Here is a 13584-nt window from a genome sequence, read left to right on the forward strand (position 1 = left end):
CGGCTACGGAGCCGTTATCGGAATCGTCGCGGACGTCGCGCTGCGGACGCCCTCGCTGCTGAACGCCCACACGTGGGCATACAGTCTCTTCGTGCGGAAGATCTCGGCCAGCGCCTTCACGTGGGCGGCCGTCAGCGAGCCTCTGAGGTCGGTGTCGGTCAGCACCTGCGTCGACATTCTGCTGCTGTCCTCGAGCGAGTCGACCGACAGCTGGTAGCCGGCGACGCCGCCGGCGACCCCGCCCTGCGGCGCGGTCCAGCTGCCGTTCCAGTCGCCGTTGGACGCCTGCGTGAATCTGAAGTCGCGCGGTGCGCCTGGCGCGGCCGTGCTCGGCGCGTCGTCGCCCTCGCCTCTGGCGAGCTGCTCGGGCGAGAACGCCTTCCAGTTGTCGGTGCAGTTGATCCACATCTGCACCTGCGTGCGGCTCGTCGAGAAGAGGTAGCCCCACTGGTCGACGTTCCACTCGTGCCAGCCGAGCAGCGGGCCCTGCTCGGCGCCCTCGTAGTTCTTCTGGTAACCCGGGAAGCGCGTGAAGCGGGCGCTGTCATTCGAGCGCCAGTAGTTGACGAGGTTGTCGAAGTTGACGTTGTAGTCGATCTTCGGGATCGTGACCGTGTAGTTGCCCGCGTTGAGGTTGTGCGGGTACTCCTTCGGGCAGCTGAGACGGCCGCTGTAGCCGACCGACGCGACGATCTTCTTGTCGTTGACGAACTCGTACTTCGGCGAGCAGACGACCGCGAGCGCCTCTGTGACCTGCGTCGTGCCGCCGGCGTTGGTGCCGAACTGGAGCTGCTGACAGGGGTTGTCGCCGCCCATGCTGCGGTAGCCCTCGGTCACGAACGAGCCGGTCGCGCCGGTGAAGGTCTTCGGGTCGCTGTCGCCGCCGAAGCTCGCCATCGCGCGCCAGTAGTAGCGCGTCTTCGCTCTGAGCCCGCGGATCTCCTGGCCGTAGGACCACGGCGCGTCGTCGGCGAGCACCTTCGGCGGCAGTCTCTCGGTCGACTGGCCGAGGTCGCGGGTGGTGCCGTACTGGAACCAGACCGAGCGGGCGTTCGTGTCGGTCGTGCGCACGGCGCCGAACAGCCGCGCCGAGCTGACGTCGATCTCGCCCGACTTGACGCTCGCGATCGGCGAGGTCCACGTCCACTTCGTTCTCGCCGTCGGCGGCATCTGCACCGGCCCCTCGTTCGGGCCCGCGGTGCGGTAGACGGTTGCACCGAGGCGGAGGCCGTCGCGCCCGCCGTCGTCGTCCGGCTCCTCAGCGCCGACGCCGACGCGTCTGCCGTTGGTGCGGTCGTGCTCGACGCACGTCGGCAGGTCGCTGCCGAGCGGGTCGACCGTCAGGCGGCGCTTGCCGTCGCGCAGTCCGGGCGCGGCGTGCTCGGCCGCGCGCGTCCAGCCCTTGACGCGGTCTCTGGCGAGGCACTGGCGCACGACCTTGCGCGCGCCGGCGCAGGAGATGCCGCGGACGTCCTCGACCTCGACGTGCGCCCACGTCGCGGCGCTCGTCTCGCCGGCGACGGTGCCGCACTTCTTCCCGCTCGCCGCGCCTGCCGGAGCGGCTGCTGAGCCGACGCCGATCGCCGCGACGGCCGCGACGGCGGCGAGGCTGATCGGGCGGCGGCGCGGCCGCGGCCCGTCGAACCAGCTGCGATGCATTGCTTCTCCTTACCAATCACTGTTCGGTATCCACCCGATGATCGGCAATCGCGCACGGATCTGAAGGACGAGCGTGGTCCGGGCTGCGCGGCGCGCGGTCGCGGCTGAGCAACAGCGCGACGGCCGCGATCGCGGCGGCGACGAAGCCGAGCGCGCGGGCGCCGAAGGCGTCGATGCCGGCGGCTCCGACGATGCCGGACAGCGCGATCGCGAGGTAGAGCACCGCCTGGTTGAGCGACAGCACGACGGCCGCGCCGCCGGGGCTCGCGGAGATCAGGCGGTGCTGCTGCGGGGTCGTGATCGCGAACGCGACGACGCCGTAGAACGCGATCGCCGCGAGCGAGGAGGCGAAGGCGCCGGTGGCGGCGGGCATCACGAGCAGAGCGGCGATCAGCCCGCCGAGCGCGGCCATGACGACGCGCGCGCCGCCGAGCCGGTCGGCGAGGCTGCCGGCGATCAGGTTGCCGGCGGTTCCGGCGACGCCGAGCACGACCATCAGCAGCGCCAGCCGCAGGCCGTCGCCGGAGGTCGCCGGCTCGAAGATCGCGCCGATGTACGTGTAGGGGATGTAGACCGCGGTGAACGCGACGAGGGTGGTGGCCAGGAGTGCGAGGACGCGGCGGTCGGCGAGCGGGCGGGCGCGGGCGCGCAGGCCGCCGGCGTCCGCGACGCGGAGGCTGCGCGGGACGAGCGCGGCGACGCCGGCGACGCCGAGCGCGGCGAGCCCGGTCGCGAGCCACAGCGTCGTCCGCCAGCCCGCTTCGGCGCCGATCGCGGTGCCGGCGGGAGCACCGGCCGCGACCGCGACCGTGAAGCCGGTGACGACGAGCGCGATCGCCTTGCCGCTCTTCGCCGGCGGGGCCATCGCGGCGGCCGAGACCGAGGCGTTCGGCACGAACACGCCGGCGCCGATCGCGGCGGTGAACTGGGCGGCGAGCATGAGCGGGAACGACGGCGCCAGCGCCGTCGCGGCGCTGCCGAGCAGGTACACCGCACCGGCCGCGACCAGGACCTCGCGCCGCGACCAGCGCGCGGTGAGCGTCGTGAGCAGCGGGGCGGCGATCCCGCAGGTCAGCGCGAAGACGGTGACGACCTGCCCGGCGGCGCCGGTCGAGATCGCGAACTGGTCGGCGAGCTGCGGGATCAGCCCGGCCAGCACGAACTCGCCGGTGCCGACGACGAAGACGCCGAACGCCAGCATGAAGACGCCGATCGGGATCCGCTCCGCTGCGGCGGCGCTTGCTCGTGGTGCTGCGGTCTCGCTGCTCACAGTCGCTCCCTAATAGATGGAACCGATCGGTACCGTCTTCGAAACGGTACCGATCGTTTCCGTCTTGCGTCGAGTCGAGCTACACTCGGCGCGATGGCGACGCGAGCACGGGACCGGCTGCTGCAGGCGGCGCGCGACCTCTTCTATGCGGAGGGGATCCGCGCGGTCGGCGTCGAGCGCCTGCTGGACCGCTCGGGCGTCGGGCGGGCGTCGTTCTACCGCCACTTCGACAGCAAGGACGCACTCGTCGTCGCGATGCTGCGCGGCTACGACGAGGAGTACCGCGCGTGGCTGCAGGCGCGTGTCGCCGAGCTGGGCGGCGAGCCGCTGGTGCTGTTCGACGCGCTCGCGGAGCGGGCCGAGCAGTCGGGCTTCCGCGGCTGCGCGTTCCTCAACGCGATGGCGGAGGTCTCCGACCCCGACAGCGCCGTCCACCGCATGGGCGTCGAGCACAAGCGGGCCGTGACCGCCTACGTCGCCGCGCTGCTCGACGAGGCCGGGTACGCCGACCACGACGCGCTCGCCCGCCAGCTGATGGTGCTGATGGACGGCGCGACGGTCACCGCCCACTACGAGCGGACGACCGACGCCGCGCGCCGCGCGCGGGCGGCAGCCGCCGCGACGCTGGCCGCGGCCGCACGCTGAATCCGGCGGCGCGGCGGACCTACGCGCCCGCGGCCGCCGCCTCGCTCGCGATCTGCTCGAACTGGGCGCCCATCGCCTCCGCCAGCGCCTGCGCGGCCGACAGCGGGCGGACCATCACGAGCAGATCGTCGATCAGGCCGTCGTCGTTCATGTGGAGGAAGTCGCAGCCGTCGATCTCGCGCTCGCCGACGCGCGCCTTGAACATCAGCGCATGGTCGCGGCCGTCGGCGCTCTCGAACTCGCGCACGTAGCGGAAGTCCTCGAAGACGCGCGAGACGCCGTTCAGGATCGCGGTCGTGATCGCCTTGCCGGGATAGGGGCGGAACGCGACCGGGCTGGTGAAGACGACGTCGTCGGCCAGCAGCGCCGGGATGGCGCCGAAGTCGCCCGACTCGACCGCTGCGCGAAACGGGTGCATCGAGCACCTGCCTTCCTCTGCGTCACGTGGACTGGACGTGACGCAGCGTAGCCGCGGCCTCAGGTCGCCTGCGCAACGTCGCTGCCCTGGAGACGGGCGGCGGCGACGGCGCGCTCGACGGCGTCGACGTCGCGGACGGCGCCGGTGTCGGCGGAGGTCGCCATCGCCGCGTAGGCGCGCAGCGCCGGCGAGACGACACGCTCGCGCGCGACCGGGGCGTAGCCGCCGGCAGCCTCAAGCGCTCGGCGGCGCTCGGCCAGCTCGTGGTCGCCGACCTCCAGCTCGATCGAGCGCGCCGGGATGTCGATCGCGATCGTGTCGCCGCTCTGCACGAGCGCGATCGCGCCGCCGGACGCCGCCTCGGGCGAGACGTGGCCGATCGAGAGGCCGGAGGTGCCGCCGGAGAAGCGGCCGTCCGTGATCAGCGCGCACGCTCTGCCGAGCCCGCGACCCTTCAGGTAGGAGGTCGGGTAGAGCATCTCCTGCATGCCCGGGCCGCCGCGAGGGCCCTCGTAGCGGATCACGACGACGTCGCCCGCTCTGACGCCGCCGGCGAGGATCAGCTCGACCGCGTCCTCCTGCGACTCGACGACGACGGCCGGGCCGCTGAATCTGAAGACCGACTCGTCGACGCCGGCCGTCTTCACGACACAGCCGCGCTCGGCGACGTTGCCGTAGAGGATCGCGAGCCCGCCCTCGGTCGAGTAGGCGTGGTCGAGGTCGCGGATGCAGCCGTCGGCCGCGTCGACGTCAAGCGACTCCCACCGCTCCGACTGCGAGAACGCTCTCGCGGAGCGCACGCAGCCGGGCGCCGCGTGGAACAGCTCGACGGCGATCTCGGACGGCTTCGGGCCGCGCACGTCCCAGCTGCCGAGCCACTCGTCGATCGTGCGCGCGTGGACGGTTCTGACCTGCTCGTTCAACAGGCCGCCGCGGTGCAGCTCGCCGAGGATCGCGGGGATCCCGCCGGCGCGGTGGACGTCCTCCATCAGGTAGGTGCCGTTCGGCGCGACCTTGCAGACGCAGGGGACGCGGCGCGACAGCTCGTCGATGTCGCCCATCGCGAAGTCGACCTCCGCCTCCCGCGCGGCGGCGAGCAGGTGGAGGATCGTGTTGGTCGAGCCGCCCATCGCGATGTCGAGCGTCATCGCGTTCTCGAACGCCTCGCGGGTCGCGATCGCACGCGGCAGGACGCTCGCGTCGTCCTCGTCGTAGTAGCGCTTGGCGATCTCGACGACGGTGCGGCCGGCGTCCTCGTACAGCTGCTTGCGGGCGGTATGGGTCGCGAGCGTCGAGCCGTTGCCGGGCAGCGACAGCCCGAGCGCCTCGGTCAGGCAGTTCATCGAGTTGGCGGTGAACATGCCCGAGCAGGAGCCGCAGGTCGGGCAGGCGGCCTCCTCGATCAGGTCCATGTCCTCGTCGCTGACCTCCGGCGAGACGGCCTCGGCCATCGCGGAGATCAGGTTCAGGCCCTTGCGGACGGTGCCGTCGACGAGCGTCGCGACGCCGCCCTCCATCGGCCCGCCGGAGACGAAGACGGTCGGGATGTCGAGCCGCAGCGCGGCGTTGAGCATGCCCGGCGTGATCTTGTCGCAGTTGGAGATGCAGATCAGCGCGTCGGCGCAGTGCGCGTTGACCATGTACTCGACGCTGTCGCTGATCAGGTCGCGCGAGGGCAGCGAGTAGAGCATCCCGCCGTGGCCCATCGCGATCCCGTCGTCGACGGCGATCGTGTTGAACTCGAGCGGCACGCCGCCGGCGGCGTGGACCGCCGCCGAGACGACCTCGCCGACCGGCTTCAGGTGCGTGTGGCCGGGGACGAACTGCGTGTAGGAGTTCGCGACCGCGACGATCGGCTTGCCGAAGTCCTCGCGCGCGACGCCGGAGGCGCGCAGCAGCGCGCGGGCGCCGGCCATGTTGCGGCCGTGCGTGACGGTGCGAGAGCGGAGCGGTGTCATGTCGGATAACCTAGCGGAATGACCATTCCGGTGCCACAGTGGTCGACCCTCACCGCCGCCGAGAAGCGCGTGCGCACGCTGTCGGTCGCCGACGAGCTGTTCGCGCGCGACGGCGTCGACGTCCCGATGCCCGTGCTGGCGGAGGCGATCGGCGTCGGCGTCGGCAGCATCTACCGGCAGGTCGGCACCAAGGACGAGGTGATCGCCGCGCTCGTGATCGAACGCTCCGCGATCCTGCGCGCCCGCTTCCTCGCCGCGCTGGAGCAGCCCGACCCGTGGACAGCGCTGAGCGCGGCGACCCACGCGACCGTCGAGGACTGCATCGACGACGCGCTCTCCCAGACCGCCTGGGACGAGGCGGCGTACGCGAGCGAGGAGGTTCGCGCCGCCCGCGCCGCCGCGACCGAAGCGCTCGCGCGGCTGGTCGCGCGCGCCGACGCGGCCGGCGAGCTGCGCGCGGACGCCAGCCACCAGGACCTGCGGCTCGTCTTCTGCGCGCTGCGCGAGCTGGCGCACATCGGCCCGGCGGCGGCCCACCGCCTCGCCGACCTGGTCCTGCGCGGGATGCGCGCCGCGGCGGCGTAGCCGAGCCCGCGCGGCGTCGCAGCGGAGCCCCCCCGGGTGGGCGGGTAGGCCCCCGGCGGACGTCGCCCGTTCGCGTCTACTGGCGATGCCCCGGTTCCCCGGGCGATACAAGACCGGCGTGCGCCCGACCACGACCGAGCTGCTCGCGCTCGACCGCCGCCACGTCTGGCACCCGTACGGGCCGATGCCCGGCACGTCGGCGCCGCTGCCGGTCGCCTCCGCCGACGGCGTGCGGCTGCGGCTCGCCGACGGTCGCGAGCTGATCGACGGGATGGCGTCGTGGTGGTGCGCCGTGCACGGCTACCGCCATCCCGCGCTCGACGCCGCGGTGCAGGATCAGCTCGGGCGGATGGCGCACGTGATGTTCGGCGGGCTCACGCACGAGCCGGCCGTGCTGCTCGCGCAGCGGCTGGTGGAGCTGACGCCCGCGCCGCTGGAGCACGTCTTCTTCGCCGACTCCGGCTCGGTCGCCGTCGAGGTCGCGCTGAAGCTGTGCCTCCAGGCCCGGCCCGGCCGGACGCGGATGCTGACCGTGCGCGGCGGCTACCACGGCGACACGTTCGGCGCGATGGCCGTCTGCGACCCGGTCGGCGGCATGCACTCGCTGTTCGCCGGCACGCTGACCGAGCACGTCTTCGCCGAGCGCCCGCCGCGCGTGCTCGACGACGATTACGCCGCGCAGCTCGAAGCGCTCGTGAACGCGCATGCGAGCGAGCTGGCCGGCGTGATCGTGGAGCCGGTCGTGCAGGGCGCGGGCGGCATGTGGTTCTACGACCCGGCGGTGCTGCGGCTGCTGCGCGAGCTGTGCGACCGCCACGATCTGCTGCTCGTCTTCGACGAGATCGCGACCGGCTTCGGGCGCACGGGCGAGCTGTTCGGCTGCGAGCACGCCGGCGTCGCGCCGGACGTGATGTGCGTCGGGAAGGCGCTGACCGGCGGCTACCTCACGCTCGCCGCGACCCTCTGCACGACCGCCGTCGCGACGTCGCTGGAGGGCGGCGCGCTGATGCACGGCCCGACCTACATGGCGAACCCGCTCGCGTGCGCGGTCGCGCTCGCGTCGCTGGAGCTGCTGGACAGCGGCGGCTGGCGCGAGCAGGTCGGGCGGATCGAGGCGGCGCTGCGGACCGGCCTGGAGCCCGCCCGCGCGCACCCCGCCGTCGCCGACGTGCGCGTGCTCGGCGCGATCGGCGTGATCCAGCTCAGGCAGCCGGTGGAGATGGAGGCGGCGACGCGGGCCGCGGTCGAACGCGGCGTCTGGCTGCGGCCGTTCCGCGACCTCGTCTACGCGATGCCGCCGTACGTCATCGGCGACGAGGACCTCGGACGGATCGCGGACGCGATGGTCGCGGCGGCGACGGCATGAAACTCGACGGAGGGAGCGGCATGACGGACATCCTGGAACGCGCTCGCGGACAGGTGCTCGAACGCGGGGAGGGGCTCGCCGAGGCACAGGTCCTGGAGGTGCTGCGGCTGCCCGACGCGCGCGTCGACGACGCACTCTCGCTCGCGCACGAGGTGCGGATGCGCTGGTGCGGCCCGGAGGTCGAGGTCGAGGGCATCGTCAGCCTCAAGACCGGCGGCTGCCCCGAGGACTGCCACTTCTGCTCGCAGTCGGGCCGCTTCGACACGCCGGTGCGCGCGGCGCGGCTCGACGTCGACTCGCTCGTCGAGGCGGCGCGACAGACCGTCGCGACGGGCGCGACCGAGTTCTGCATCGTCGCCGCGGTGCGCGGGCCGGACGAGCGGCTGATGGCGCAGGTGCGGGAGGGGATCGACGCGATCCGCGCGGCGGTCGACGTCAACATCGCGTGCTCGCTCGGCATCCTCACGCCGGAGCAGGCCGACGAGCTGCAGGCGATGGACGTCCACCGCTACAACCACAACCTCGAGACGGCGCGCTCGCACTTCACCGACGTCGTCACGACGCACACGTGGGAGGAGCGGCGCGAGACGCTGGAGCTGGTGCGCGCCCGCGGCATGGAGGTCTGCTGCGGCTGCATCGTCGGCATGGGCGAGACGCTCGAGCAGCGCGCGGAGCTGGCGGGCCAGCTCGCGGACGTCGACCCCGACGAGGTCCCGCTGAACTTCATCGACCCGCGCCCGGGGACGCCGTTCGCCGACCTGCCGCACGTCGAACCGGCCGACGCGCTGCGCACGATCGCGGCGTTCCGCCTCGCGCTGCCGCGCGCGCTGCTGCGCTTCGCCGGCGGCCGCGAGCTGACGCTCGGCGACCTCGGTGCGCGCCAGGGCATGCTCGGCGGCATCAACGCGGTGATCGTCGGCAACTACCTGACGACGCTCGGCCGCGAACCGCAGCAGGACCTCGACCTGCTGGCCGAGCTGTCGATGCCCGTGGCGGAGCTGTCGAAGACGCTGTGAGCGGCCCGTACTGCGACGGCTGCGGCAGACCGGCCGCGGACGGCGACCACGCCCGCTGCCGTGCGCGGCGCGCGGCGACCGACCCGCCGCGCTGGTGCACCGCCTGCGGGCGCAAGCTCGTCGTGCAGGTGCTGCCGGTCGGCTGGACCGCCCGCTGCCTCGCGTGCGAGCCGGTGAGTCGGTGAGCCGGTGACCGACGTCGAGGCGGCGCTCGCGCAGATCGGCGCGGCCGGCCTGCTGCGCGAGCTGCGGACGATCGAGCAGACGGCCGGCGGGCGCGTCCTGCTCGACGGGCGCGACGCGCTGCTGCTGTGCTCCAACGACTACCTCGGCCTCGCGCAGCACCCGGCCGTGCGTGCCGCCGCCGCGGCGGCGGCGGAGCAGTGGGGCGCCGGCGCGGGCGCGTCGCGGCTGGTCTCGGGGACGCTCGCCCAGCACGCGCAGCTGGAGCGGGAGCTGGCGGCGTTCAAGGGCAGCGAGGCGTGCCTCCTGTTCGGCTCCGGCTTCCTCGCCAACACCGGCGTCGTCGCCGCGCTCGCCGGTCGCGGCGGGGTCGTGCTGTCCGACGCGCTCAACCACGCCTCGATCGTCGACGGCTGCCGGCTGGCGGCGGCGGAGACGGTCGTCTACGCGCACGCCGACCTCGACGCGCTCGCCGCCGCGCTCGCTCGTGCGGGCGACCGCCCGGCGACGATCGTCACCGACGCGATCTTCTCGATGGACGGCGACCGCGCGCCGCTGGAGGGGATCGTCGCGCTCGCCCGCCGGCACGGCGCGCGCGTGATCGTCGACGAGGCGCACGGGACCGGCGTCGTCGGACCGGGCGGCCGCGGGCTGGTCGCCGAGCTGGGGCTGACGGGGGAGGTCGACGTCGTCGTCGGCACGCTCTCCAAGGCGCTCGGCAGCTACGGCGCGTTCGTCTGCTGCGACGCGCGCACGCACGCGTTCCTCGTCAACCGCGCGCGCACGCTGATCTACTCGACCGCCCCGCCGCCGCCGTCGATCGGCGCGGCGCGCGAGGCGCTGCGGATCGTCCGCGAGCAGCCGGCGCTGGTCGAGCGGCTGCGCTCCAACGCCCGCGCGCTGCGCGCCGAGCTGGGCCGTCAGGGATTCGCGGTCGAGCCCGGCGAGATGCCGATCGTGCCGCTCGTCGTCGGCGACCCGCGTGCGGCGATGGAGCTGTGCGAGCGCGCGCTCGACGCCGGCGTCTTCGCGCAGGCGATCCGGCCGCCGACGGTGCCGGACGGCACGTCGCGCCTGCGGCTGGTCGCGCGCGCCGACCACGACGAGGCGGACCTCGTCGCAGCGGCGCGGACGCTCGCGCGCCTGCGCTGAGCGGCCGCCGGATCAGGGTCGGGATCAGGGGCGCTCCGTATCGCGCGCGCGACCGTGATGCCCGATGAAGGGTGCAGTCCCCAACCCTCAAGAAGGTGGTCGTCGGTGGTCGCACGGATTCGGTCGTGGCAGCTCGTGGTGGCGGTGGCGGTGATCGCCGCGTTCGCGCCGGCTTCGGCGCAGGCGGTCTGGAGCGGCCCGCACGACCTGTCGCCGAGAACCGGCAACGCAAGGCTCGCGAGAGCGGTCGTCGACCCGGCCGGCACGGTCCATGTCCTGTGGCAGCGCGGCGGGGTCGAAGCGGTCGCGCACGAGCCCGGCGGCCCCTGGTCGGAGCCGGTGTCGATCGCGGATCCCGGCTCCCAGGTGGGCGGGTTCCAGCACGCGATCGACGCCGCCGGCACCCAGACGGCGATCTGGTTCCAGTGGAACGGCGGGCGCCAGTCGATCCGGACCGCGACGCGGCCGCGCGGCGGCGCGTGGTCGGCACCGCACGCCCTCGCCGAGTCGGACCTGCAGCCGCAGATCTTCCTCTCCCCTGCGCTCGCGGTCGCCGCCGACGGCACCGTGACGGCGATGTGGACCGACTCCAGCATCGTCCGCTCGGCCGTCCGCGCGCCCGACGGCACGTGGTCGAGAGCAGTCACCGTCAACGACGCGCTGGACATCGCGGTCTCGCCGCAGGTCGTCGTCGACCCGGCCGGCAACGCCACCGCGGTCTGGTACCAGCGGCTGAACGGCCCGTACGTCATCTACGGCGCGACCCGTCCGGCGGGCGGAGCGTGGACGTCGCCGCAGCTGCTGACGAGAAACAGCCCGACCGCGCCGAGCCTCGCCGTCGCGCCCGACGGCACCGCGACCGCCGCGTGGAAGGCGGTCGACGGCTCCGGGAACGTGATCGAGTCCTCGTCGCACAAGCCCGGCTTGGGCTGGGAGCAGACGACCGTCGCCGCCACCGGGGTCAGCAACTCCCCGCCGTACGTCGCGGTCGACCGCGACGGCAACGCGGCGATCGTCTACTTCAGAGACGTCGCGGGCACATACGCCGTCCATCTCGTCGAGCGGCCCGCGGGCGGCACGTGGACGGCGCCGGCGATGCTCTCGGCCCCGGGCAGAGACGCGGTCGAGCCGCGGGTCGCGTTCGACTCCGAGGGCCGCGCGGTCGCCGTCTGGCGGCGCAAGAACGACTTCAACCACATCGTGCAGAGCGTGTCGCGCCCCCGCGGCGGCAGCTGGTCGGAGGCGGCGAACCTGTCCGCCCCGGACACCGTCCCGCGCGAGCTGAGCGATCTGGCCGTCACGTTCGACGCCGACGGCGACGCGCTCGTCACCTGGTACCGCACCGACGGCACGACCTTCCGGATCCAGTACGCCGTCGACGACACGCACGCCCCGCGGCTCGACGACCTGGTCGCGCCCGCCACGGCGAAGGCCGGTGTCGCGGCGGCGTTCTCCGTCGCGCCGTGGGACGCGTGGTCGGCGATGACGACGAGGTGGGAGTTCGGCGACGGCGCGACCGCGACCGGGACGAGTGTCGAGCACGTCTACGCGGAGGCCGGCGAGCGGACGGTGACGGTCACCGCGACCGACGCGCTCGGGCTCGCGACGACGCGGACCGCCGTCGTGACGGTGAGCGCGAGAGACCCGCCCGTCGTCGACCCGCCGACGAGAGAGCCGCCCGTCGTCGATCCGCCGGCCAGAGATCCGCCGGTCCAGAACCCGCCCGCTCAGCACCCGCCGGCCACCGACCCGCCGCGCCAGCAGCCCGCGCCGCCGCGCCCGTCCACGCCGCCCGCCGCGAGACCGGTCCTCTGCCGTGTCCCGCAGCTCACCGGCCTCACGCTCGCCCACGCGAAGAGACGCCTGAAGGCCGCTCACTGCGCGCTCGGCCGCGTCCGCTACGTGAACGGCCGGCGCAACGCCGGGAAGGTGGTCCGCAGCTCGCACCGCCGCGGCGCCGCCGTCGCGAAGGGCACGCGGATCGACGTGACCGTGGTGCGGCGGAGAGCCGCCGTGCCTCAGCGCAGGCGGGCGGCGGTCCAGTCGGCTCTGCGGGTGCAGGTGCCGGTCGAGAAGCCGACGTCGTAGTCGATCTTCCCGCTCGTCACGCGGGCGCCCGTGAGGCGCCCGCTGACGGCGATGCGGACATCGCTGACGCCTCTGACCGGTCTCGTGTAGACGCTTCTGAAGCGGCCGTCGCGACCGACGGTCATCGACGGCATCGTCTGCGTGATCAGCTCGACGCGGACCGGCAGCGAGGCGCAGACGACGTTCATCGTCACGCGCCAGCCGCTGATGCGTCTGCCGCCTCTGGAGACGGTGAAGTGGATCGTCCCGCTGTCGACGACGTTGTCCGCGACGAGTCTGCCGCGGTATCTGCCGTCGGGCGCGGCCGCGCCCGCGGACCCCACGGCGAACAGGACGAGCGCCGCGGCGAGCGCGGCGACGGCAGATGAACTGCGGCGACCAGGCATGCGCGGGACAGTAGCAACGCGCTGTGCGCTCCTGCCCGCGGCGCGTCTGCGCAACCACTCCTAATGTTGGGGGCACCTGCTGCCGATCTCCCGGTACACACAACACCGAGGAGTTTCATGCGCACCACTGTCTTTCGCCGCATCGCGCCGCTCGCAGCGCTCGCTGCCGGCGCGTTGATCCTGCCCGCCGCTGCACAGGCGAAGGGCTCGGCGACCGCCGTCTGCAAGAGCCAGGGCCAGATGTGCGTCGCGACGTTCGACCTCGCCGGCGGCGCCAGCAGAAAGGACCTCACGGTCAGACTGCCGGACACGAACCTGCAGCTCGTCAGCGTCACCGCGACGCCGGCTTACGTCGAGGGCGCCTACCAGGTCTACGACCCCTCCTTCTCGCTCGGCGGCTCGCTCTTCAAGTCGAAGTTGAACGCCGTCAAGTCGATCCCGAAGGGCGCCAAGCTGCGCATCACGTTCGGGCCGCCCGAGACGATGCTCAACTGCGGCGGGATCCATACCGGCGTCGGCGACCTGTCGATCATCAGACGTCAGGACGGCCCCAGAGGCGCGTATGGCTGCCCGCAGGCGGCCGCGGTCGGCAAGACCTGGCTCAAGCGCTTCAACGCCTACCAGCAGACCGAGAGCTTCTCCGTCAGAGGGATCGACTACCGCTGCAAGGTCGTCCCGTTCCCGGTCAACATCAACTGCTACGGCGGCGGCACGGCGGTGCTCTTCAGCGCCCCGAGCGGCCACAACTAGCACTCCTCCCGCCCGCGGCCCTCACGGCCGCGGGCGACCATCATCGCCCGTCGGACCGGCTGCCGTGAAGGCAGCGCCGACGGCCGATCTCGCCGTTCGATCGGCTCA

General features: G+C 73.3%; 13 protein-coding genes. 8 read left to right on the forward strand and 5 right to left on the reverse strand.

Going from position 1 to position 13584, the window contains the following annotated elements:
• Nucleotides 1–3: 3 nt before the first annotated feature.
• A complete protein-coding gene (locus CWOE_RS02075) occupies nucleotides 4–1659 on the reverse strand; it encodes a hypothetical protein (protein WP_012931904.1) in 1656 nt (551 codons plus the stop codon).
• A 16-nt stretch (nucleotides 1660–1675) separates the two neighbouring features.
• A complete protein-coding gene (locus tag CWOE_RS02080) occupies nucleotides 1676–2929 on the reverse strand; it encodes an MFS transporter (protein WP_201447116.1) in 1254 nt (417 codons plus the stop codon).
• Nucleotides 2930–3022: 93 nt separating this feature from the next.
• On the opposite strand from CWOE_RS02080, the gene CWOE_RS02085 reads away from it, so the two are divergent.
• A complete protein-coding gene (locus CWOE_RS02085; RefSeq protein ID WP_012931906.1) occupies nucleotides 3023–3574 on the forward strand; it encodes a TetR/AcrR family transcriptional regulator in 552 nt (183 codons plus the stop codon).
• Nucleotides 3575–3593: 19 nt separating this feature from the next.
• Here the strand turns inward: CWOE_RS02085 and CWOE_RS02090 are convergent, their stop codons facing one another.
• Nucleotides 3594–3992 carry a nuclear transport factor 2 family protein gene (locus tag CWOE_RS02090; RefSeq protein ID WP_012931907.1) on the reverse strand — a complete coding sequence of 133 codons (399 nt, stop codon included), beginning with the start codon at nucleotides 3990–3992 and terminating at the stop codon, nucleotides 3594–3596.
• 59 nt (nucleotides 3993–4051) lie between these two features.
• On the reverse strand, nucleotides 4052–5950 hold the full coding sequence (ilvD, locus tag CWOE_RS02095; protein WP_012931908.1) for a dihydroxy-acid dehydratase: 1899 nt from the start codon (nucleotides 5948–5950) through the stop codon (nucleotides 4052–4054).
• A gap of 18 nt (nucleotides 5951–5968) precedes the next feature.
• Between ilvD and CWOE_RS02100 the strand changes: the two genes are divergently transcribed.
• The 6 genes from CWOE_RS02100 to CWOE_RS02125 all read left to right on the forward strand — a co-directional run bounded on the left by CWOE_RS02100 (nucleotide 5969) and on the right by CWOE_RS02125 (nucleotide 12340).
• Nucleotides 5969–6535 (forward strand): TetR/AcrR family transcriptional regulator, encoded by a 567-nt coding sequence (locus tag CWOE_RS02100; RefSeq protein ID WP_012931909.1) that lies wholly within the window; start codon nucleotides 5969–5971, stop codon nucleotides 6533–6535.
• Between the two features lie 85 nt (nucleotides 6536–6620).
• On the forward strand, nucleotides 6621–7901 hold the full coding sequence (locus tag CWOE_RS02105) for an adenosylmethionine--8-amino-7-oxononanoate transaminase (protein WP_012931910.1): 1281 nt from the start codon (nucleotides 6621–6623) through the stop codon (nucleotides 7899–7901).
• Between the two features lie 20 nt (nucleotides 7902–7921).
• The gene (gene bioB, locus CWOE_RS02110; RefSeq protein ID WP_148260861.1) at nucleotides 7922–8917 is read left to right on the forward strand and encodes a biotin synthase BioB; all 996 of its coding nucleotides are present in this window, start codon (nucleotides 7922–7924) and stop codon (nucleotides 8915–8917) included.
• Complete coding sequence (bsaP, locus tag CWOE_RS02115; protein ID WP_012931912.1) at nucleotides 8914–9102, forward strand: biotin synthase auxiliary protein BsaP; 189 nt, start codon at nucleotides 8914–8916, stop codon at nucleotides 9100–9102. Before bioB ends, bsaP begins: the two co-directional genes overlap by 4 nt.
• Before the next feature lie 4 nt (nucleotides 9103–9106).
• Nucleotides 9107–10252, forward strand: a complete 1146-nt coding sequence (gene bioF, locus CWOE_RS02120; protein ID WP_012931913.1) for an 8-amino-7-oxononanoate synthase — start codon at nucleotides 9107–9109, stop codon at nucleotides 10250–10252.
• A 105-nt stretch (nucleotides 10253–10357) separates the two neighbouring features.
• Nucleotides 10358–12340, forward strand: a complete 1983-nt coding sequence (locus CWOE_RS02125; protein WP_012931914.1) for a PKD domain-containing protein — start codon at nucleotides 10358–10360, stop codon at nucleotides 12338–12340.
• Here the strand turns inward: CWOE_RS02125 and CWOE_RS02130 are convergent.
• The gene (locus CWOE_RS02130) at nucleotides 12271–12726 is read right to left on the reverse strand and encodes a hypothetical protein (protein ID WP_012931915.1); all 456 of its coding nucleotides are present in this window, start codon (nucleotides 12724–12726) and stop codon (nucleotides 12271–12273) included. The genes CWOE_RS02125 and CWOE_RS02130 overlap by 70 nt on opposite strands.
• A 117-nt stretch (nucleotides 12727–12843) precedes the next feature.
• Between CWOE_RS02130 and CWOE_RS02135 the strand changes: the two genes are divergently transcribed.
• The gene (locus CWOE_RS02135) at nucleotides 12844–13476 is read left to right on the forward strand and encodes a hypothetical protein (RefSeq protein ID WP_012931916.1); all 633 of its coding nucleotides are present in this window, start codon (nucleotides 12844–12846) and stop codon (nucleotides 13474–13476) included.
• The last annotated feature ends 108 nt before the right edge of the window (nucleotides 13477–13584 follow it).

Source organism: Conexibacter woesei DSM 14684 (genome assembly GCF_000025265.1).
GTDB classification, from domain to species: Bacteria; Actinomycetota; Thermoleophilia; order Solirubrobacterales; family Solirubrobacteraceae; genus Conexibacter; species Conexibacter woesei.